Source organism: Ancalomicrobiaceae bacterium S20 (assembly GCA_040269895.1).
Taxonomy (GTDB): domain Bacteria; phylum Pseudomonadota; class Alphaproteobacteria; order Rhizobiales; family Ancalomicrobiaceae; genus Methyloraptor; species Methyloraptor flagellatus.
On record CP158568.1, the window covers coordinates 1987033 to 2007253 of the forward strand.

The window sequence follows — 20221 nt, forward strand, 5'->3', positions numbered from 1 at the left end:
GCGCCCCTCCGACCGCGATCATTCCGCAGCCGTCGCATCGAGCGCCCCTTCCGCTGCCCGTGCCAGCGCCCGCGCCTCCGCCGCGGCCATCGCCTCGCGCACGGCGGCAGCCGCCCGATCGATGATCTCCGGTCCGGCGCCCGGCTCCGCTGCCTCGACGGTCAGGATGCGGCGCCAGAGCCGCGCGCCCGGACGGCCGTTGAACAGGCCGAGCATGTGGCGCGTGACATTGGCGATCCGAAATCCGGCCGCGACCACGCCGGCGGCGTAGTCGCGCATCGCCTCGACAACCGCGAAGAGATCCGGATCCTCGACCGCCTCGCCGAAGATCTCGCGATCGACGCGGGCGAGCAGCGCCGGGTTCTCATAGGCGGCACGGCCGAGCATGACGCCATCCATATGGACGAGTTCGGCCGCAGCGGTCTCCAGATCCGCGATGCCGCCATTGATCGCGATGGTGAGGTCGGGATGCGCCTCTTTCAAGCGATGCACGAGCGCATGGTCGAGCGGCGGCACGGTGCGGTTCTCCTTGGGGCTCAGCCCCTGGAGCCAGGCCTTGCGGGCATGGACGATCAGCCCGTCGACGCCGGCCGCCTTCACAGCCGAAACCAGACGCGGCAGCGCCTGTTCGGGATCCTGATCGTCAATGCCGATCCGGCATTTGACCGTGACCGGCACGCGGACCGCGGCCTTCATCGCCGCGACCGCCTCGGCGACCAGGTCCGGCTCGGCCATCAGGCAGGCGCCGAACCGGCCGGACTGCACGCGATCGGACGGGCAGCCGCAATTGAGATTGATCTCGTCGTAGCCCCAGTCCTCGCCGACACGGGCCGCGAAGGCGAGCTCGGCCGGCTCGGAGCCGCCGAGCTGCAGGGCGACCGGATGCTCCACGGCTGAAAAGCCGAGCAGGCGCTCGCGATCGCCGAAGCGGATCGCGGCCGTGGTCACCATTTCCGAATAGAGCAGCGCGCGCCGGCTGAGCAGCCGGTGGAAGGTCCGGCAATGCCGATCCGTCCAGTCCATCATCGGTGCGACCGAGAAGCGGTGGCTGCCCGCCCAAGGAGCCATGACCGACGCGCGCGGGCGCACGGCCGCGGCCGAAACATCGGCGGCGGGCGGCGATGGGACGGTCTCGGCCGTCGATGACAAGGCGGATGCCGGCGGCGCGGGCGGGATCGCGGTCACGTCGTCTCCTTCGGGGAACGGCGCGACATGGCCACAACTCCTCGGCCGGATCAAGGCGCCCGCATCGGATCGCCGGACCGGCGCGCCGGCTGCGACGGTCCGGAAAGCGGCCGGACCATCTCGACGAAGGCGACCGCCTCGCCGTCCGGCGGCGCGACATCGACGAAGCCGTGGCGGGCATAGAGACGGCGCGCGGCGACATTGGCGAAGAAGACGGAGAGGCGGAGCGCCTCGGGCGCGACGCCCGCGTCCGCGATCGCCTCCGGCTCATCCCGCTTGGCGTCGGCGGCATCGATCAGCGCTGCGAGCAGCGCCGAACCGAGGCCCTGCCCGCGCAGCCCGGCCGAGACGGCGAAATCGACGATGCGCCAGGCGGCGTCCTCGCGCACGACGGAGAGCCGGCCGGCCGGGGCGTCGTCGACCTCGACGATCAGGCGCTCGAGCGCGGGATAGCGCGCGATGTGGCCGGCGAACTGCGCGCGGATCTGCATGTCGATCAGGTTGTGCGCAATTTCGGGCGGCAGGCCGACGAAATCGCCGGCCCGCTCGGCGCGCAGGCTGGCATAGAGGAAAGGCCCGTCGGCCGGTTCGGCCGGGCGCACCGTCGGGCGGTCGCCGCGCGCGGAGAGGCGCGCGGCGAGAAGGGCACCGATCGTGGACTGTCGGGACTCGGACATGTCCGCCCCGCTCAGCCGAACGACGGGAAGATGCCCTCGTAGCAAATACAATAGAACAGCGAGAGCGCCGGCTGATCGTTGTTGTGGGCCTGACCGCCGCCGGCCGGGCCGATCGTCACCGGGGCGAGGGTCGTGTCGGGCGGCGCGATGCTCGGATCGACGAAGCCGGTGTAGGTCGGATCGACCAAGATGCCGCCGGCCGGCGGAACTTCGGTCTTGCCCTGCGCGCCGCTGAACAGCGCGAACGCATGGTTATGCATCGGCATTTCCTGCGTCGTGATCGTGTGGGCGTCCTCGCCGAAGGCCTGGCCGATGACACGTGGCGTCAGGCCCGGGCCGTTGCCCTGCCCGAGCGCAATGCGCACCGCCTGGTCGCTCGTGGACGTATTGAGGTTCGGCAAGGCGAAATTCGTCCGCCCGTCGCCGCCATAGGTCACCCCGATCAGGGCGTAGAGCGCTGAATAGCTGGCGATGGAGAGCAGCTGGCCACTGCAGGGAAACCAGCCTCTGGGGGCGAAATTGTAGGGGAACGGCATCACGGTCCCGATGAAGACTTCCATGACGACCTCATTCGAAAAGCGACAAAGGACGAAACCGGACACGGTCTCGGCAGCCGAGCCCTCGGGCACGATCCCGACGAGGAACGCGTTCTCCGGAGCAAACCAGCGCGCCGGGATGCGGGCGCGGGGCGATCAGGGCGGAGTGGGATAAACGCCGTAGAGCGAGATGCAGTAGTTCATCACCAGCGACGGCATCATGTTGTTGTGCGGGACGTTGCCGCCCGACATCCAAACGGTCTGCTGGGCGAGGATGCGCGGCAGCGCGCCGGTCGCGTTCGGCGCGTAGGCGGTAACACCGCCGGCCGTCGTCGCGAAGCCGACGTCCGATCCGGGCGTCGGACTGGGACCGCTCGGCGGGTTCGCCGTCGATGCCGCCACCGCGTGACCGTGGCTCGGCAGATTGGAGATGAGCAGCGTCACGTCCTCCGTGCCGGACTCCTCGCCGAGCACGAACATCGGACGTCCGGGCTGCTGGCCCTGGTGCAGCGGCACGCGGCCGCGCAGGTCCGGCAAAGCGAACGTCACCTGACCGTCGCCGCCATAGGTCGTGCCGATCAGGGCGAAGAGGGTATCATACTGCGCGATCGGCAGCAGGCTGCCGTCGCACAGATGCCAGCCGGTCGGCACGCGCGGAAATGCGAAGAGCAAAATCTGCCCGACATAAGTTTCCATCAATCTCTCCCGAGGCTTCGACCGGTTCAGCTGCGTGACGGGTAGATGCCCTGCAGCGCAATGATGAAGTTCAGCACCGTGAAGGGCTGCATATTGTTATGCGCCAGCCCGACGCCCATCGGGATTACGTTGACACTGTCGGCCAACGCGACCTCCGAGACCGGCGACCCGAAAATCGACTGCGTCGGCGAGTTCGGTGTCGCGAAGATCTTATCGGTCGGCACGACGGCGCGGCTGGCCGAACTCTGCGCGGTGGTCGCAACCAGATTGTGGGTGTGAGCGGGGATCTCGGCGGTGGTCAGCGTGACCGTGTCCGCGCCGTAGACGAGGCCGGGAAACGCCGCAGCGAGGCCCGCGGCGGCACGGCCACGGAGGTCCGGCAGCATGAAGGTGCGGACGCCGTCGCCACCGAAATAGGTTCCGATCAAAGAGAAAAGCGCCTGATTCTGCTGGATGAGCATGGTTTGCCCGTCGCACAAGGCCCACCCTTTCGGCGCATAGCCGAAGGCGACGGGCATGATCGTCCCGATGAACGGCTGCAAGTTCCCCTCCCTGAAGGTTGCCGAACGTTATGTATGCAATCTAGACTTTAATTTCAACGTAACGCAAGCGGAGATTGGACTGGCGACCGACTTGGACAGGAGCGCCCCGATCGTGCCGCGCCTCTCCGCGAGGGTCGGTAGCCTGCGAACCATGAGGTCACCACCAGGCCCATCGCGACGTTCCGTCTTTCGACCGGCGCATACCCTGTCGTGATCGCGGCGCCATGGGCGACGGCCTGAAACCACGCTGGCCGCGCGGTGGGCCGAAACGCCCGAGTGCCCCTGAATGAGGTCGCGATTTGCAACGCCTCCGGGCAAGCGGAGCCCGGAAGCCTTGTTAAATCCGACCGGCACAAGACGCGCCGATACCTTTGATTGTGCAACTTTTTGCCGGGCATGAGCCCCGTCCGCTCCGCGGAACACACAAAAACCGCACACCTCCCAATGCGCGTGTTTCTTGTATGCAACACCTATAAATCAATAATGTTTCATTCTAGATGTCAACCATTGATTTATGATTTTGTCCATTGCCGCCATACTGCGTCGTGATACAACCTAAGGAAATTGCATTTCGGGTTTATCACGCGAGTCAAATACACCTAAAGGTGCATCGCGTCGACCGTGCGAAGCGAGGATCAGGGGCGCTTCGCACCGGGGGGATCATGGCGAACATGAGGATGCGTGGCTGGCGTGAGGCCGGAGCGGGCCTGATATGCAGCCTTCTGCTACTTTTTCGGGTGCAACCTATTTTTCTCGCGGCGGCAACGCTCACGCTCGGCATGGCGGCCGGCACGGGCGAGGCCGGCGCCGTGGTCTGCTCGGCAACGCTCGATTTCTCCGGCAAGGCGCTCAACGACACGGTGCGGCTGGTCGTCGGCAACTGCGACGACAGCGGTAATTTCGCCGGCGTCAAGGATTGGGGCTTCTCGCAAGTCCAGGGCGTCGACCTCAACCAGCAATATCCGGTCAGCGGCACCGGCGGTACGACCAACACCACCGTCACCAACATGTCGGGGAACTCGACCGCCGCGAAGTTCACCATCGCGCCGCAGTATTCCGGGTCGAGCACGCTTCCGACCTACTACGACTTCACGATCACGGCGCTCGGAAACGCGACTTCGGACAGCTTGACCTTCTATGCGCCCCAGGCCGGATGGGACACGACGCCGGAGTTCGCCTCCAACAACACCGTCTATGCCTCGCGCACCTTTACGATCTCGCTGACCAATCTGCCGCTGGCGCTGGCGACGACCTCGACCTCGGTCTCGTCGAACAACAATCCGTCGACCTACGGTCAGTCCGTCACCTTCACGGCGACGGTCTCCGGCGGTTCGTCGCCGACCGGCACCGTCACCTTCAAGGACGGCGGCACCACGCTCGGCACCGGCACGCTCTCCGGCACCACCGCGACCTACACGACCTCGGCGTTGGGCGCCGGATCGCACTCGATCACCGCCGTCTACGGCGGCGACAGCAACAACGCGACCTCGACCTCGTCGGCCCTGACCCAGACCGTCAACCAGGCGACCACGACGACCGCCGTCACGTCGAACAACAATCCGTCGACCTACGGCCAGTCGGTCACCTTCACCGCGACCATCTCGGGCGGGTCGTCGCCCACCGGCACCGTGACCTTCAAGGACGGCGGCACCACGCTCGGCACCGGCACCGTCTCCGGCGGCACCGCGACCTACGCAACCTCGGCCTTGACGGCGGGGTCGCATTCGATCACCGCCGTCTATGGCGGCGATACCAACAACGCGACCTCGACCTCCTCGGCGCTGACCCAGACCGTCAACCAGACGACCACCACGACCGCTGTCTCATCGAGCGCGAATCCGTCGAGCTACGGGCAGTCGGTGACCTTCACCGCGACGGTCTCGGGTGGCTCGTCGCCGTCCGGCACCGTCACCTTCAAGGACGGCGGCACCACGCTCGGCACCGGGACCGTCTCGGGTGGCACGGCGACCTACGCGACATCGGCGCTCACCGTCGGCTCGCATTCGATCACGGCCGTCTACGGCGGCGATACCAACAATGCGACCTCGACCTCCTCGGCCCTGACCCAGACCGTCAATCAGGCGGCGACCACGACCTCGGTCGCGTCGAGCGCCAATCCGTCGACCATCGGCCAGTCGGTGACCTTCACCGCGACGGTCTCCGGCGGCTCGTCGCCATCGGGAACCGTCACTTTCAAGGACGGTGGCACCACGCTCGGCACCGGCACGCTCTCGGGCGGTTCGGCGACCTTCGCGACGGCGGCGCTCGCGGTCGGGTCGCATTCGATCACGGCCGTCTACGAGGGCGACACCAACAACGCGACCTCGACCTCGTCGGCGCTGACCCAGACGGTGAACCAGGCGACGACCACGACGTCGGTGTCATCGGGCACCAATCCATCGACCATCGGTCAGTCGGTGACATTCACGGCGACCGTCTCGGGCGGTTCGTCGCCGACCGGCACCATCACCTTCAAGGACGGCGGCACCACGCTCGGCACCGGCACGCTCTCGAGCGGTTCGGCGACCTTCTCGACGTCGTCGCTCGCGGTCGGGTCGCACTCGATCACCGCCGTCTATGCCGGCGACACCAACAACGCGACCTCGACCTCCTCGGCGCTGACCCAGACCGTCAATCAGGCGACGACCACGACCTCGGTCGCGTCGAGCGCCAACCCCTCGACCTACGGCCAGTCGGTGACCTTCACCGCGACGGTCTCCGGCGGCGTCTCGGCCTCGGGCACGGTCACGTTCAAGGACGGCGGCACCACGCTCGGCACCGGCACGCTCTCCGGCACCACCGCGACCTACACGACCTCGGCCCTGACGGCGGGATCGCATTCGATCACCGCCGTCTACGGCGGCGACACCGACAACGCGACCTCGACCTCCTCGGCGTTGACGCAGACCGTCAATCAGGCGACGACGACGACTGCGGTGACGTCGAGTGCCAATCCGTCCAGCTTCGGCCAGTCGGTCACCTTCACGGCCACCATCTCCGGAGGCTCGTCGCCGTCCGGCACCGTGACCTTCAAGGACGGCGGCACCACGCTCGGCACCGGCACGGTCTCGGGCGGTTCGGCGACCTTCGCGACGGCGGCGCTCGCGGTCGGATCGCATTCGATCACCGCCGTCTACGGCGGTGACACCAACAACGCCACCTCGACCTCTTCGGCACTGACCCAGACGGTGAACCAGGCGGCGACCACGACGGCGGTGTCATCGGGCACCAACCCATCGACCATCGGCCAGTCGGTGACCTTCACCGCGACGGTCTCCGGCGGCTCGTCGCCGTCCGGCACGGTCACGTTCAAGGACGGCGGCACCACGCTCGGCACCGGCACGCTCGCGGGCGGCTCGGCGACCTTCTCGACCTCGGCCCTGGCGGCCGGATCGCATTCGATCACGGCCGTCTATGGCGGCGACACCAACAACGCGACCTCGACCTCCTCGGCGCTGACGCAGTCGGTCAATGCGGCCGCCACGACCACCAGCGTGAGCTCGAGCGTCAATCCCTCGACCTTCGGCCAATCGGTGACCTTCACCGCGACGGTCTCCGGCGGCTCGTCGCCGACCGGCACCGTCACCTTCAAGGACGGCGGCACCACGCTCGGCACCGGCACGCTCTCGGGCGGTTCGGCGACCTTTTCGACCTCGGCCCTCAGTGGCGGCACGCATACGATCACCGCCGTCTACGGCGGCGACAGCAACAATGCGACCTCGACCTCTTCGGGCCTGACCCAGACGGTCAACACGCTGACCACGACCGTGAGCGTGAGCTCGAGCCTCAACCCGTCGAGCTTCGGCCAGTCGGTGACCTTCACCGCCACGATCTCCGGCGCCTCGTCACCGACCGGCACCGTGACCTTCAAGGACGGCGGCACCACGCTCGGCACCGGCACGGTCTCGGGCGGCAGCGCCACCTTCGCGACCGCCGCGCTCTCGGTCGGCTCGCATTCGATCACCGCCGTCTACGGCGGCGACAGCAACAACGCCACCTCGACCTCCTCCGCCCTGACCCAGACGGTCAACACCGCCGCCACGACGACCACCGTCGCCTCGAGCGTCAACCCCTCGGCCTTCGGGCAATCGGTGACCTTCACCGCGACGGTCTCGGGCGGGTCGCCGACCGGCACCGTCACGTTCAAGGACGGCGCGACCACGCTCGGCACCGGCACGATCTCGAGCGGCAGCGCCACCTTCTCGACCGCGGCGCTGACCATCGGATCGCACGCGATCACCGCCGTCTACGGCGGCGACAGCAACAACACGGCCTCGACCTCCTCCGCGCTGACCCAGACCGTCAGCACGCTGGCGACGACGACCAGCGTGACATCCGGCCTCAATCCCTCGACCGCCGGCCAGTCGGTGACCTTCACCGCGACGGTGTCGGGCGGCTCGTCGCCGACCGGCACCGTCACCTTCAAGGACGGCGGCACCACGCTCGGCGCCGGCACGTTGTCGGGCGGGTCGACGACCTTCTCGACGGCGGCGCTCACGACCGGGTCGCATGCGATCACCGCCGTCTATGGCGGTGACGCCACCAACAGCGCCTCGACCTCGGCCGCGCTCACGCAGACCGTCAACGGCGCGGTCACGGCGACGCAGGCCGTGGCCTCGACGACGCTGACGGTCGGCCGGGCGGCGAGTGCCTTCACGCCGGTCACCGGCACGGGCGGGACCGCGCCGCTCAGCTATTCGGTCGCCCCCGCCCTGCCCGCCGGCCTCGGCTTCGCGGGCGGAAGCGGCCAGATCACGGGCACGCCGAGCGCGGCGCAGGTCGCGACCACCTATACGGTCACGGTTCGCGACACGAACAATGCGACCGCGACGGCGACCTTCACGCTGGCGGTGGTCAACGGGCCGACCGCCAGCACGGCCATCGCCACCAAAGTGCTGACCGCCGGCGCCGGACCAGTCGCGTTCACGCCGGTGACCGGTGCCGGGGGCGCGGGCAGCCTCGCCTATTCGATCACACCGGCGCTGCCGAGCGGCCTGTCGCTATCGTCGAGTTCCGGCACGATCTCCGGTACGCCGACGGCGACGCTGTCGGCGACGACCATGACTGTCACGGTCACGGATGCGAATGGCGCGACGGCGAGTGCCACCTTCTCGCTGACTGTCAACGCCGGCGTGGTCGCGACCCAGGCGATCGCGACAAAGGTTCTGACGGTCAATACGGCCGCAGCCACCTTCACGCCCGTGACCGGCTCGGGCGGCACGGCGCCGCTCACCTACGCGATCACGCCGGCGCTGCCGGCGGGGCTCGGCTTCGACACCACATCCGGCGCGATCTCCGGCACGGCGACCGCGACCCAGGCGACGGTCTCGCACACGGTCACGGTCACCGATGCGAACGGCAATTCCGCCAACGCGTCGTTCTCGCTGACGGTCAATGGCGCGGTGACGGCGACGGTGGCGATCGCCGACAAGCTCGCCTCGATCGGCCAGGCCCAGGACTTCCAGCCGATCACCTTCTCCGGCGGCACGACGCCGTACACGATCGCGGTCGCGCCGGCGCTGCCGGCCGGCCTGTCGCTCGCGGCCGCGACCGGACGCATCACGGGAACGCCGACCGCGACCTCGGCGGCGACCAGCTACACGCTGACCGCGACCGATGCCAATGGGGCGGCCGCGGCGGCCGCGTTCCGGCTGACCGTCGTCGCGGTCACCGCCACCGACGACGAGGCGACGACCACCCAGCACACGCCGGTGACCATCGCGGTCACCGCGAACGACAGCGGCGGACCGTTCAGCGCCGTCGCGGTGGCAAGCGCGCCGAGCCGCGGCACGGCCGTGGTCCGCAACCTCGACGTCGTCTACACACCGGACGAAACGTTTCAGGGCGTCGACAGCTTCACCTATACGGTGAGCAAGGGTGGCTCCACTTCGGCGCCGGCGACGGTCAGGATCCGCGTCGAGCCGCGCCCGGATCCCTCGAAGGATCCGAACGTGGTCGGACTGGTCACGGCGCAGATGGAGACCGCGCAGCGCTTCGCCGAGACCCAGATCAGCAATTTCGAGCACCGGCTCGAGACGCTGCATGGCGACGGCTACGGCGTCGACAATTTCGCCGTGGCGCTGCTGCCGGCCGACACGACCAATCCGGCCGATCGGCCGCAGGCCGGCGGTCCGATGGCCTGGGCGCCGGATTATTCGCCGGCGACCGACAGCGTGAAGGCGCGGTCGGCCGCGGCGCGCTCGGCCGCCGACGGTCTCGCCGTCGGCCGCAAGAGCGACCGCGATGCCGCCTGGGTGCGCGGCCGGCGTGCCGATCAACCGGCGGCCGGACGGGCCAATGACGGCGCGGTCAACGCGATGGTCGACCGTGCCTTCTCGTTCTGGACCAGCGGCGCGATCACGGTCGGCACCTTGGCCGCGCGCAGCAGCACGTCCAATGCGAATTTCAGGACCTCGGGCATCAGCGCCGGCGTCGACTATCGCTGGAACCAGTATCTCTCGACCGGCATCGGCATCGGCTACGGCTACGACAAGACCAGCATCGGCTCGGGAACCACGCGCACGTCGGGATCGAGCTACAGCGTCGTCGGCTACACCTCGATCCGGCCGGATCGCAACTGGTTCGTCGACGGTGTCCTCGGCCTGTCGCTGCTCGACTATGCCTCGACGCGTTCGATCTCCGGCACCGCCGACACCGCGACCGGCAACCGCTACGGCCGCCAGGTGTTCGGCTCGCTGACCTTCGGCTACGAGTTCCGTGGCAAGAGGTGGCTGCTGTCGCCCTACGGCCGGTTGAGCGGCGTCTCGACCGAGCTCGATCCGTTCACCGAGACCGGCGGCAATCTCGGCGCCCTGCATTACGGTCGGCAGAGCCTGACCACGGCGACAGCCTCGGTCGGCCTGCGCGGCCGCTACACGTTCGAGGTCGACTGGGGGCTGGTGGCTCCGTTCTTCCGGACGGAATACCGCTACGGCATGCAGGGCGACAGCAAGCTGGCGCTCAACTATGCCGACCTGCCGAACCTGTCCTATCTGGTCGACCTGCCCGGCCGCCATGCCTCGACCGTCATGATCGGGGTCGGCGTCGACATGCTGATCGACGACATCAACCTCGGGCTCGAATATCTCTACACGCACTCGACCGACAGCAGCGAGAGCCAGGGGTTCAGGGCGCGGGTGATGAAGCGGCTCTGAGGGGCGAGCCCCCGGCGGCGCGTACGCGCGCCTCGCCGGACCGAGCGGCAGGACGGGATCGACGCGGAGCCGTGACAGGAGCCGCGTAGCTTCGGCGCAACTCCACCGGCTCAGCGCCGTGCGATCGGTCGAAGCCGGATCAAACCCGTTCGAGCGGCCGATGCGGCCCCGCGGGCAAGGTCACGGTGATCGCGTCACCCGGGCGGATCGTGCCGCCCGCGACGACCACGCCCATGATGCCGGCCTTGCGGACGAGGCCGCCGCCCGCCAGGCGCTCGAGCACCCGGTCGAGCAGCCCGGACCGAAAGTCCTCGATCTGCTGGCACGGGTTGCGCAGCCCCGTGATTTCAACAAGGGCGCCGGAGGGGAATGCGAGCCGCGTCCCGACCGGCAAGCCGAGAAGATCGATGCCGCGCGTGGTGACATTCTCGCCGAGCCGGCCGGGCGCGAGATCGAAGCCCTCGCACGCCAGCGCATCGAGCATCTCGGCGGCGAAGAGATGCACCTGCCGGAGGTTAGGCTGGGTCGGGTCGACGCGGACCCGCGAGCGGTGCTTGACCGTCGCGCCGCAATGGGCGTCGCCCTCGACGCCGAGACCGGCGAGAAGCCGGATCTCGGCCGTGGTCGGCTTGGAGAAGCGATGACCGTCGTCGCGGGCGACCGCCACCACGGTTCCGACCGCCGACGGACCCGGAACGGCGGTATCGCCGAGCGCGCCGGGATCGATCGTGCCGGCTCCCGATCCGCTCACGACACCCGCCGCCCGACCCTGTAGACCTCGCGCACGACCGGATGCGCCTCGACGAGCGCGACGCGGACGAGATCGGCGCGGCGGCCGACCGCGATGGCGCCGCGGTCGTTCAGGCCGACCGCACGGGCCGGATTGGCGGTCACGGTGCGGATCGCGCCGGGCAGACCGCCCATGGCGGCGACGTCGGCGAGCCCGAAGGCGCCCTCGATGAGCGACACCGGCACATAGTCCGACGACAGGATGTCGAGCACGCCGGCCTCGGCCAGTTCGCGGGCCGAGACGTTGCCGGAGTGCGAGCCGCCGCGCACCACGTTCGGCGCACCCATCAGGACGGCGAGCCCGGCCTCGTGGCTGGCGCGTGCCGCTTCCATCGTGGTCGGAAACTCCGCGATCGCCACACCGTCGGAGAGCGACTCCGCGACATGGTCGAGCGTGGTGTCGTCGTGGCTCGCCATGGCGATCGTGTGCTCGCGGGCGAGCGCGATCAGATTGCGGCGGTGCGCGATGCCGTACTGGGCGTTCAGCGCCTTGCGCTCGGCGAAATAGGCGTCGAGTTCGGCCTCGGTGCGCGTCGAGCCCTTGCCGCGATAGTAGATGCGCAGCTTCTCCTCGTCGCGAAACTGGCGCTGGCCGGGCGTGTGGTCCATCAGCGACATGAGCCGGACGTCGAAGCGGGCGACATAGGCGCGCGCGGTCTCGACCACGTCGGTCGAGCAGATCTCGCAGCGCAGGTGCGTGTGGTGGTCGACGCGCAGCAGGCCCGTGGTGCGGGCGTTCTCGATCGCCTCGCCGAGCGCGAACAGGCCGGCGGCGACCGTCTGCGGATCGCGGTCGGCGCCGGCGCGCAGGCTGTCGAACACGGTGGTGATGCCGGCGGCGGCGATCTGCGCGTCATAGGCGAAGACGGCCGAGAACGGCTTCCAGAACACCTTCGGCCGCGGCTGATAATGCGGCTCGAGATGGTCGGTGTGCAGCTCGACCAGGCCGGGGATCAGCAGATCGTCGCCGAAATCGACCGCCGCCGGATCGATCCGATCCTCGTCGATACCGACGATCCGGCCGTTCTCGACATGGACGGTGCCGGCGACGACCCGGTCCTCCAGCACGATGCGGCGCGCGGCGATGGCGATCGAGGCAGACGCTTCGGCAGGAGCTCCGACCGAGGCGGTGCCACCCGCGGCAAAGTTCGGCGCGACGTCTAGGGCGTTCATTCGTATCTCTCGAGAAAGGCTTCGACCGTGAGGTCGCGGAAGTCCGGTAGCGCGGCTTCGAGGCGTTCGTGCGGCCAGTTCCACCAGGCGAGGCGGGCATAGCGTTCGGCGAGATCGCGCGGCATGCGCCGGCGGATCTCCTTCGCCGGCACGCCGCCGACGATCGTATAGGGTTCGACGTCGCGGGTCACGACCGCGCCGGCCGCGATCACCGCCCCGTCGCCGACGGTGACGCCCGACAGCACGACCGCGCCATGGCCGATCCAGACATCGTTGCCGATCACCGTGCGCGACGCGCGCCGCTCGGCGAAGAAGGCGCGGTCGCGCGCGGCGCCCGGCCAATAGTATTCCGGCGTGTAGGAGAGCCGGTGGATGGTCGGACGGTCGAGCGGATGGTTCGGCGGCCCGATCCGGCACGAGGCGGCGATGGCCGTGAAGCGGCCGATGTCGCAGTCCGCGACCATGCAGCCGTGCATCACGTAGGAATAGTCGCCGACGGTCGAATACTCGATGCGGACGCCGTCGGCGATCTCGACCCAGCGTCCGAGCGTCGTCTCGCGCATGCGCACATCCGCGCCGATCAGCCCCTCGGGCGGGATCGCGGGATGCGGGGCGGCGACGCGGACCTCGGACGGGGCGTTCATGCGGCGGCCCCGGCGGCAAAGCCGGTCACATCGACGATCCGGTCGGCGACGCGCTCGCGGACGTCCTCGTCGTGGAAGATCGCCAGCATGGCGACGCCGCGGCGCTTCTTCTCGTCGATCAGGTCGACGACGGCAGCGCGATTCTTCGCGTCGAGCGAGGCGGTCGGCTCGTCGAGCAGCAGCACCGCATGATCGGCGACGAAGCCGCGCGCGATGTTGACGCGCTGCTGTTCGCCGCCCGAGAAGGTCGCCGGCGGCAGGCCCCAGAGCCGTTCCGGCACATTGAGCCGGCCGAGCAGGTCGCGGGCGCGCGCCTCGGCCTCTTGCGGCCCGATGCCCTGGTCGCGCGCGGCCGAGGCGACGACCTCGAAGCGCGGAGACGCGCGGGATCACGCGCAGGAACTGGCTGACATAGCCGAGCGTGCGCCGGCGCAGGCGCACGATGCGGCGCGGCTCGGCGCTCGCGACATCGACCGGCTCGTCGCCGTCACGGACGAGGATGCGGCCGGTGTCGCAGCGGTAGTTGCCGTAGATCATCTTCAGGATCGACGATTTGCCCGCGCCCGACGGGCCGCCGAGCACCACGCATTCGCCGCGCGCGACCTGAAGTTCGACATTCGCCACCACCGGCAGGTGCTTGGAGCCCTGCAGATGCATCACGAAAGTCTTGGAGACGCCGTCGAGGCTGATCATCGCGGTCATGCCGGGCCCCATCAGGCGAGAACGGAGGAAACGAGGAGCTGGGTGTAGGGCTCGCGCGGGTCGTCGAGCACCTGGTCGGTCAGACCGGCCTCGATCACCCGGCCCTGGCGCATGACCATGATCCGGTGCGACAAGAGCCGCGCAACCGCGAGATCGTGCGTAACGATCACGACCGCGAGGCCGAGATCGGCGACGAGGCCGCGCAACAGGTCGAGCAGACGCGCCTGCACCGACACGTCGAGGCCGCCGGTCGGCTCGTCCATGAACACGAGCCGCGGCTTGGTAACCAGATTGCGCGCGATCTGCAGCCGCTGGCGCATGCCGCCGGAGAAGGTGCGCGGCGTATCGTCGATACGGCCGGCCTCGATCTCGACACGGCCGAGCCAGTCGATCGCGGTGTCGCGGATGTCGCCGTAGTGGCGCTCGCCGACCGCCATCAGCCGCTCGCCGACATTGCCGCCGGCCGAGACGCCCATGCGCAGGCCCTCGCGCGCGTCCTGGTGCACGAAGCCCCAGTCGGTGCGCATGAGCAGGCGGCGCTCGGCCTCGTTGAGCAGGTAGACGTCGCGCATCACGCCGTCGCGCATGCGGTATTCGACGCGGCCGGCGCTCGGTTCCAGCCGCGTCGACAGCACCGACAGGAGCGTCGACTTGCCGGAGCCGGACTCGCCGACGATCGCCAGCACTTCGCCGGCGTAGAGATCGAACGAGACGTCCGTGCAGCCGATCCGCGCGCCGTAGCGCTTGGTGACGCCGCGCGCGGAGAGCAGCGGCCGGTCGTCGGCGAGGTAGTCGAGGCCGGCGGATCCGGCGTTCGCCCCGGCGTTCGCGTTGGCTCGTCCGCTCATTCCGCCCTCCCCGCATCGCTCGCGCCATAGCCTTCCGGCGGTGCCATCTCGCCGCGGTGGCCCGCGGCCCGGCGGGTTTCGCAGAAGTCCGTGTCCGAGCAGACGAACATGCGCCCGCCGCGGTCGTCGAGCACCACTTCGTCGAGATAGACGCCATCCGCGCCGCAGAGCGCGCAGGGCTTATCGAACTTGTTGACCTCGAAAGGATGGTCGTCGAAGTCGAGGCTGACCACCTGCGTGTAGGGCGGCACGGCGTAGATGCGCTTCTCGCGGCCGGCGCCGAAGAGCTGCAGCGCCGGGCTCATGTCCATCTTCGGATTGTCGAACTTCGGCGTCGGCGACGGATCCATCAGATAGCGGCCGGCGACCGTCACCGGATAGGCGTAGGTCGTCGCGATATGGCCGTGGCGCGCAATGTCCTCATAGAGCTTCACATGCATGAGGCCGTATTCGGCCAGCGCATGCATCTTGCGCGTCTCGGTTTCGCGCGGCTCGAGAAAGCGCAGCGGCTCGGGGATCGGCACCTGGTAGACCAGCACCTGGCCCTCGGCGAGCGGTTCCTCGGGGATCCGGTGCCGGGTCTGGATCACGGTCGCTTCCGTTGTGCGCGTCGTGGTCGCGACCCCGGCGGTCTTGACGAAGAACTTCCGGATCGACACCGCATTGGTGGTGTCGTCGGAGCCCTGGTCGATCACCTTCAGCGTGTCGTCCCGGCCCAGGATCGAGGCGGTGACCTGCACGCCGCCGGTGCCCCAGCCGTAGGGCATCGGCATCTCGCGGCTGGCGAAGGGGACCTGATAGCCGGGCACCGCGATCGCCTTCAGGATCGCGCGGCGGATCATCCGCTTGGTCTGCTCGTCGAGGTAGGCGAAATTGTATGCGGACGTCTCGGCGTTCATTCCGCGGCCTCCTGTTCCCCGGCCGCGGCGTAGCGTTCGGCGTGTTCCTTGCGCATCTGACGGACGAGGCCGAGCTCGGCCTGGAAGTCGACGTAATGCGGCAGCTTCAGGTGCTCGACGAAGCCGGTCGCCTGGACGTTGTCGGCGTGGGAGAGCACGAATTCCTGGTCCTGCGCCGGCGCGCCGGTCTCCTCGCCGAGCTCTTCGGCGCGCAGCGCTCGGTCGACCAGCGCCATCGACATGGCCTTGCGCTCGAGCTGGCCGAACACGAGGCCGTAGCCGCGCGTGAACTGCGGCGGCACGGTCGCGGAGCCCTGGAACTGGTTGACCATCTCGCATTCGGTGACGCGGACGCGGCCGAGCGGGACCGAAAAGCCCAGTTCCTCGGCGAAGAATTCGACCTCGACGTCGCCGATGCGGATCTCGCCGGCGAAAGCGTGGGTGCGGCCGTAGCCGCGCTGGGTCGAATAGCCGAGGGAGAGCAGGAAGCCCTCGTCGCCGCGCGCCAGCGTCTGCAGGCGCAGGTCGCGGCCGGCGGGGAAGCTGATCGGCTCGCGGGTGATGTCGCCGGGCTCGGCGCCGCCCTCCATGGCCGGATTGCGCTCGATCAGACCCTCGCAGTCGAGCAGGCTGGTCACATGCGGCGCCGGGTCGAGCGGCGCCGCGGCGACGGCGGGCGCGGCCGGCGCTCCGGCCTCCGCGAGGTCGAAGTCGATCAGGCGATGGGTGTAGTCGAAGGTGGGCCCGAGCACCTGTCCGCCGGGCAGATCCTTGTAGGTCGCCGAGACGCGGCGGATCACGTCCATCGCATCAGTGTCGATCGGCACGGTGTAGCCGAAGCGCGGCAGCGTCGTGCGATAGGCGCGGACCAGAAACACCGCCTCGATCATGTCGCCGCGCGCCTGCTTGATGGCGAGGCTGGCGATCTCGGGATCGTAGAGCGAACCCTCGGCCATCACCCGATCGGTGGCGAGCGTCAGCTGCTCCCGGATCTGCTCCGGCGTGATTTCGGGGACGGCCGGATCGCCGCGCCTTTCATGGCCGAGCAGCCGGTGGGCATTGTCGATGGCCTTCTCGCCACCCTTCACCGCGACATACATGACTGATCCTCAGACGGTGATCCGCGTCGAGCGCGGCAGGGCGGCGATCCGCGTGCCGCAGACGAAGTAGACGTCGATGCCGCGCGGGAACAGCTCGTGATTGATCGTCAGTGCCTCGACCAGCTCGGCGGTCTGCGGCGTGATCGCGAGCCGCGCCTCGCCCTTGATGCCGGGGCCGGCAAGACGCCAGCCCTCGCCGGCCTCGAGCCGCTCGACCTGGATGATCACCGTGGTCGAGCGATCCGGATATTCGAGCGAGCCTTCGGCGAAGCCGTGCTTGCGGGTCAGACCGGCCGGGCCGGTCAACACCGCGAAGCCGGCCTTCGAGCGATCGTCCGTCACCGGCGCACCGGTCTGGAAGCGCAGGAAGCCGCTCGGGCCCTCGGCGGCGCGGATCGCCGGATCGAGCCAGATCGGCGTCTCGTAGTCGGCGAGCGCCAAGAGCAGCGCGGCGGTGCCGGCCATCAGCGGCGCCGGCGGCGCGACGTCGGCGCCGAGCGTGCGGATCGTGCCGGGCTCGGCCAGCGCGCGCATCGCACAGCGGAACGTCGCCTGCGCATCGTGCACGGGATCGCGGAAGCCGCTCTCGCGGGCATCTCGTTCATGTCTCACTCCTCGGCCGGCGCGTCTCGACGACGGGCGGCGTCAGGATCGAAGGCATCCAGAGCAGGTTCCGATCCGGCCGGTTCGGCCTGACCGAGGAGACCGTGCTCCACTGAAGAACCCGGGCGGCGGGGCTCGGGCCGAAACGGCCGTCAGTCCTCGCCGCGGACCATCGTGAAGAAATCGACGCGGGTCGCGGCGGCGCCGCGAGGCCGCTTCCCGTTCGGCCGTAAGCCGCGCCTCGACCGGGCCGATCAGATCGGCCTCGATCGCCGCGCGGGTCTCCGCGTCCTGCCAGAGCGCATCGGCGATCGCCGCGAGCCGCGCGGCGGCCGTGTCGCGGCCCAGGCGATAGGCGTGGCCGGTGGTGCCGGTCGCGATGCGGACCGAGGCGCGCGCCACGGTCGCCTCGCCGAGATTGAACGGGCCGCCGTCGCCGCCGACGCGGCCGCGGACCATGACGAGGCCGGCTTCGGGCCGGCGCAGGTCGACCGCTTCGGCGGCCGCCGCATGACGCGTCACCGCGAGCTCGAGCTCGGCAGGGGCCGCCTCCGCAAAGGCGGCGAGCGCCCGGCGGCGCGCCTCGGCGCCGGCATCGGTTCGGGTATCGACCATTGAGGACAAGGCCTTCCTTCGCAGCGGGAGCGGGCGCAGGCGAGAGCGGGTGGCGGGCCTTGCGGCCGCACCCTGCCCTCGGATCAGTCGCCGGTTCTGTGGGCCGAAGCCGTGACCGTATGATGACGCGCGCCAGAGCACGGTGAAAGCACGCTTTTCAGGTGCATTTCAGACCGGCGTGGCGGCGCGGCCGATGATGGCGAATCGCAGCTTGCTCGACACGAAATCGATGCCGGCGACGGCGATCAGCACCAGGATGATCAGGAACGACACCTGCTGCCATTCGAGCGTGCGGATCGCCTCGGAGAGATGCAGGCCGATGCCGCCCGCGCCGACGATGCCGATGATGGTCGCGGAGCGCGTGTTCGATTCGATCTGGTAGAGCACCTGGCTCAGCATGACCGGCAGGATCTGCGGGATGATGCCGAAGCGCACTGCGTGCAGGCCCGAGCCGCCCGAAGCGACGATGCCCTCGACCGGCTTCTTGTCGGCGACCTCGATGGCCTCGGAGAACAGTTTGCCGAACAGGCCGAAGTCCGAGCAGATGATCGCCAGAACGCCCGCGAAGGGGCCGAGGCCGACGACGTTGATCCAGATCAGCGCCCAGATCAGCTTGTCGACCGCGCGCAGGCTGTCGAGGCCGCGGCGGAGCAGGAAGTGGACGATGCGCTGCGGGATCACGTTGGCGGCAGCGAGCACGCCGAAGGGGAAGGCCAGGAGCGCGGCGCCCAACGTGCCGAGGATCGCGATCGCGACCGTCTCCACCATCGAGTGGAGATAGAGCATGAGCTTCGCCCAGGTGCCCCACTCCGGCGGCACCATGAGGATCGCGAATTCGCCGAGCCGCGAGAGGCCGCGCAGCATGGCGGCCGGCGAGAATTCGAGCGCCCACAGCCCGTAGCAGAACAGGCCGACGACCGCGGCGACGACGCCGAGCCGCGTCCCACGGGCGACCGGGTCGACGCGGAACACCTCCGGATGGCGCGCGACGATGCCGGCGCGGTCGAGGTCGGCGAAGATGGCGCGGCTCATCAGCGGAACTCCCGGCCGATCAGGACGTGACGGAGCCGCTCGGTCAGGAAGTCGATGATCATCACGGTGACGATGATCATGACCAGGATCGCGCTCACGTCGGAATAGTAGAACTTGCGCACGGCCTCGAGCAGGTCCTGGCCGATGCCGCCGGCGCCGACGAAGCCCATGATCCCGGCCTCGCGGACGTTGATCTCGAAGCGCAGCAGCGTGTAGCTGGTGAAGTTCGACAGGATCTGGGGCAGCACCGCGAAGCGGACGATTTGCACGAAGCCGGCACCGGCGGAGGTGAGGCCTTCGACCGGTTTCAGGTCGATGTTCTCCACCACTTCGGCGAAGAGCTTGCCGAGCGCGCCCATGGTGTGGATCGCCAGCGCCAGCACGCCGGGGATCGGGCCGAGCCCGAAGGCGACCACGAAGATCAGCGCGAAGACGATCTCCGGCACCGTGCGGGAAACCTCGAGGAAGCGCTTGGCGCCGGCGCGGATCCAGGGCGACGAGACGAGGTTGCTCGCGGCCAGGAACGACAGCACGAAGGCGCCGAGCGCGCCGAGGATCGTGCCGACATAGGCGATCAGCAGCGTCTCGCCGAGCAGGCGCAGCCAGCGTTTCCAGCCCCAGAACCATTCGGCGAAATCGGCCGGCAGGCTCGACCAGTGCAGGGTCGGAGCGATGTCGACGATGTACTTGGTGAAGCGGCTGAAATTGGCGAAGAACTTCGACAGGTCGATCTCGGCGAAATAGCCGGAGACCAGGAGCACGGCGAAGAGGATCGCGGCACCGGACAGCGTGCGGCGGCGGCGGGCGGCGGTGGCGTCCCGATAGTCCCGTTCGAGGCGCGCGCGGGTCGCGGGGTCCAGACCGGGAAGCGTCGGCCCGGAGAGAGCGGGTCCAGCAGGCGCGGGTCCGGGAAGCGTCGTCGTCGCCATGGCCATCCGTCAGGATTGCGGGAAGGAAAAGGGCTTACGGACCAGAGACTTGCGAAAATCTGCGGGATGCCGGCTCGCCGACACCCCGCACCTGTCA

General features: G+C 69.1%; 15 protein-coding genes and 2 pseudogenes. 1 reads left to right on the top strand and 16 read right to left on the bottom strand.

Going from position 1 to position 20221, the window contains the following annotated elements; translation table 11 throughout:
- Nucleotides 1-18 precede the first annotated feature (18 nt).
- The 5 genes from dusA to ABS361_09150 all read right to left on the bottom strand — a co-directional run bounded on the left by dusA (nucleotide 19) and on the right by ABS361_09150 (nucleotide 3636).
- On the bottom strand, nucleotides 19-1068 hold the full coding sequence (gene dusA / locus ABS361_09130; protein XBY46357.1) for a tRNA dihydrouridine(20/20a) synthase DusA: 1050 nt from the start codon (nucleotides 1066-1068) through the stop codon (nucleotides 19-21).
- Nucleotides 1069-1235: 167 nt separating this feature from the next.
- Nucleotides 1236-1862, bottom strand: coding sequence for a GNAT family N-acetyltransferase (locus tag ABS361_09135; protein ID XBY46358.1), 627 nt, complete (start codon nucleotides 1860-1862; stop codon nucleotides 1236-1238).
- Nucleotides 1863-1873: 11 nt separating this feature from the next.
- The gene (locus tag ABS361_09140; GenBank protein XBY46359.1) at nucleotides 1874-2422 is read right to left on the bottom strand and encodes a tail fiber protein; all 549 of its coding nucleotides are present in this window, start codon (nucleotides 2420-2422) and stop codon (nucleotides 1874-1876) included.
- A 132-nt stretch (nucleotides 2423-2554) separates the two neighbouring features.
- Complete coding sequence (locus tag ABS361_09145) at nucleotides 2555-3094, bottom strand: tail fiber protein (protein ID XBY46360.1); 540 nt, start codon at nucleotides 3092-3094, stop codon at nucleotides 2555-2557.
- Nucleotides 3095-3120: 26 nt separating this feature from the next.
- Nucleotides 3121-3636: a tail fiber protein gene (locus ABS361_09150; protein ID XBY46361.1), complete on the bottom strand. Its 516-nt coding sequence runs from the start codon at nucleotides 3634-3636 to the stop codon at nucleotides 3121-3123.
- 779 nt (nucleotides 3637-4415) lie between these two features.
- Between ABS361_09150 and ABS361_09155 the strand changes: the two genes are divergently transcribed.
- Nucleotides 4416-10790 carry an Ig-like domain repeat protein gene (locus ABS361_09155; GenBank protein ID XBY46362.1) on the top strand — a complete coding sequence of 2125 codons (6375 nt, stop codon included), beginning with the start codon at nucleotides 4416-4418 and terminating at the stop codon, nucleotides 10788-10790.
- Between the two features lie 139 nt (nucleotides 10791-10929).
- On the opposite strand, the gene ABS361_09160 is transcribed toward ABS361_09155, so the two are convergent.
- The 11 genes and pseudogenes from ABS361_09160 to phnE (ABS361_09210) all read right to left on the bottom strand — a co-directional run bounded on the left by ABS361_09160 (nucleotide 10930) and on the right by phnE (ABS361_09210) (nucleotide 20124).
- Nucleotides 10930-11460, bottom strand: coding sequence for an MOSC domain-containing protein (locus ABS361_09160; GenBank protein ID XBY46861.1), 531 nt, complete (start codon nucleotides 11458-11460; stop codon nucleotides 10930-10932).
- A gap of 77 nt (nucleotides 11461-11537) precedes the next feature.
- Entirely contained in the window at nucleotides 11538-12752 is a 1215-nt protein-coding gene (locus ABS361_09165) for an alpha-D-ribose 1-methylphosphonate 5-triphosphate diphosphatase (protein ID XBY46363.1), read from the bottom strand.
- Nucleotides 12749-13396 (bottom strand): DapH/DapD/GlmU-related protein, encoded by a 648-nt coding sequence (locus ABS361_09170; protein ID XBY46364.1) that lies wholly within the window; start codon nucleotides 13394-13396, stop codon nucleotides 12749-12751. Before ABS361_09170 ends, ABS361_09165 begins: the two co-directional genes overlap by 4 nt.
- Nucleotides 13393-14098: pseudogene (gene phnL / locus ABS361_09175) on the bottom strand (phosphonate C-P lyase system protein PhnL). Before phnL ends, ABS361_09170 begins: the two are co-directional and overlap by 4 nt.
- Before the next feature lie 11 nt (nucleotides 14099-14109).
- Complete coding sequence (phnK, locus tag ABS361_09180) at nucleotides 14110-14946, bottom strand: phosphonate C-P lyase system protein PhnK (protein ID XBY46365.1); 837 nt, start codon at nucleotides 14944-14946, stop codon at nucleotides 14110-14112.
- Nucleotides 14943-15845, bottom strand: coding sequence for an alpha-D-ribose 1-methylphosphonate 5-phosphate C-P-lyase PhnJ (locus tag ABS361_09185; protein XBY46366.1), 903 nt, complete (start codon nucleotides 15843-15845; stop codon nucleotides 14943-14945). The genes phnK and ABS361_09185 overlap by 4 nt, the downstream gene beginning before the upstream one ends.
- Nucleotides 15842-16945: a carbon-phosphorus lyase complex subunit PhnI gene (locus tag ABS361_09190; GenBank protein ID XBY46367.1), complete on the bottom strand. Its 1104-nt coding sequence runs from the start codon at nucleotides 16943-16945 to the stop codon at nucleotides 15842-15844. The genes ABS361_09185 and ABS361_09190 overlap by 4 nt, the downstream gene beginning before the upstream one ends.
- Nucleotides 16946-16954: 9 nt before the next feature.
- Nucleotides 16955-17557: a phosphonate C-P lyase system protein PhnH gene (gene phnH / locus ABS361_09195; GenBank protein XBY46368.1), complete on the bottom strand. Its 603-nt coding sequence runs from the start codon at nucleotides 17555-17557 to the stop codon at nucleotides 16955-16957.
- 143 nt (nucleotides 17558-17700) lie between these two features.
- Nucleotides 17701-18163, bottom strand: a pseudogene (gene phnG, locus ABS361_09200) (phosphonate C-P lyase system protein PhnG).
- Between the two features lie 168 nt (nucleotides 18164-18331).
- Entirely contained in the window at nucleotides 18332-19195 is an 864-nt protein-coding gene (gene phnE, locus ABS361_09205; protein XBY46369.1) for a phosphonate ABC transporter, permease protein PhnE, read from the bottom strand.
- Nucleotides 19195-20124, bottom strand: coding sequence for a phosphonate ABC transporter, permease protein PhnE (phnE, locus tag ABS361_09210; GenBank protein ID XBY46370.1), 930 nt, complete (start codon nucleotides 20122-20124; stop codon nucleotides 19195-19197). The genes phnE (ABS361_09205) and phnE (ABS361_09210) overlap by 1 nt, the downstream gene beginning before the upstream one ends.
- Between the last annotated feature and the right edge of the window lie 97 nt (nucleotides 20125-20221).

Excerpts from the sequence above, each read along its gene's own strand:
- ABS361_09145 (XBY46360.1), bottom strand. The coding sequence starts at position 3,094 with ATGGAAACTTATGTCGGGCAGATTTTGCTCTTCGCATTTCCGCGCGTG.
- phnE (XBY46370.1), bottom strand. The coding sequence starts at position 20,124 with ATGGCGACGACGACGCTTCCCGGACCCGCGCCTGCTGGACCCGCTCTC.
- phnE (XBY46369.1), bottom strand. The coding sequence starts at position 19,195 with ATGAGCCGCGCCATCTTCGCCGACCTCGACCGCGCCGGCATCGTCGCG.
- ABS361_09185 (XBY46366.1), bottom strand. The coding sequence starts at position 15,845 with ATGAACGCCGAGACGTCCGCATACAATTTCGCCTACCTCGACGAGCAG.
- ABS361_09140 (XBY46359.1), bottom strand. The coding sequence starts at position 2,422 with ATGGAAGTCTTCATCGGGACCGTGATGCCGTTCCCCTACAATTTCGCC.
- dusA (XBY46357.1), bottom strand. The coding sequence starts at position 1,068 with ATGGCTCCTTGGGCGGGCAGCCACCGCTTCTCGGTCGCACCGATGATG.
- ABS361_09190 (XBY46367.1), bottom strand. The coding sequence starts at position 16,945 with ATGTATGTCGCGGTGAAGGGTGGCGAGAAGGCCATCGACAATGCCCAC.
- ABS361_09135 (XBY46358.1), bottom strand. The coding sequence starts at position 1,862 with ATGTCCGAGTCCCGACAGTCCACGATCGGTGCCCTTCTCGCCGCGCGC.
- ABS361_09165 (XBY46363.1), bottom strand. The coding sequence starts at position 12,752 with ATGAACGCCCTAGACGTCGCGCCGAACTTTGCCGCGGGTGGCACCGCC.
- ABS361_09155 (XBY46362.1), top strand. The coding sequence starts at position 4,416 with ATGGCGGCCGGCACGGGCGAGGCCGGCGCCGTGGTCTGCTCGGCAACG.
- ABS361_09170 (XBY46364.1), bottom strand. The coding sequence starts at position 13,396 with ATGAACGCCCCGTCCGAGGTCCGCGTCGCCGCCCCGCATCCCGCGATC.
- phnK (XBY46365.1), bottom strand. The coding sequence starts at position 14,946 with ATGAGCGGACGAGCCAACGCGAACGCCGGGGCGAACGCCGGATCCGCC.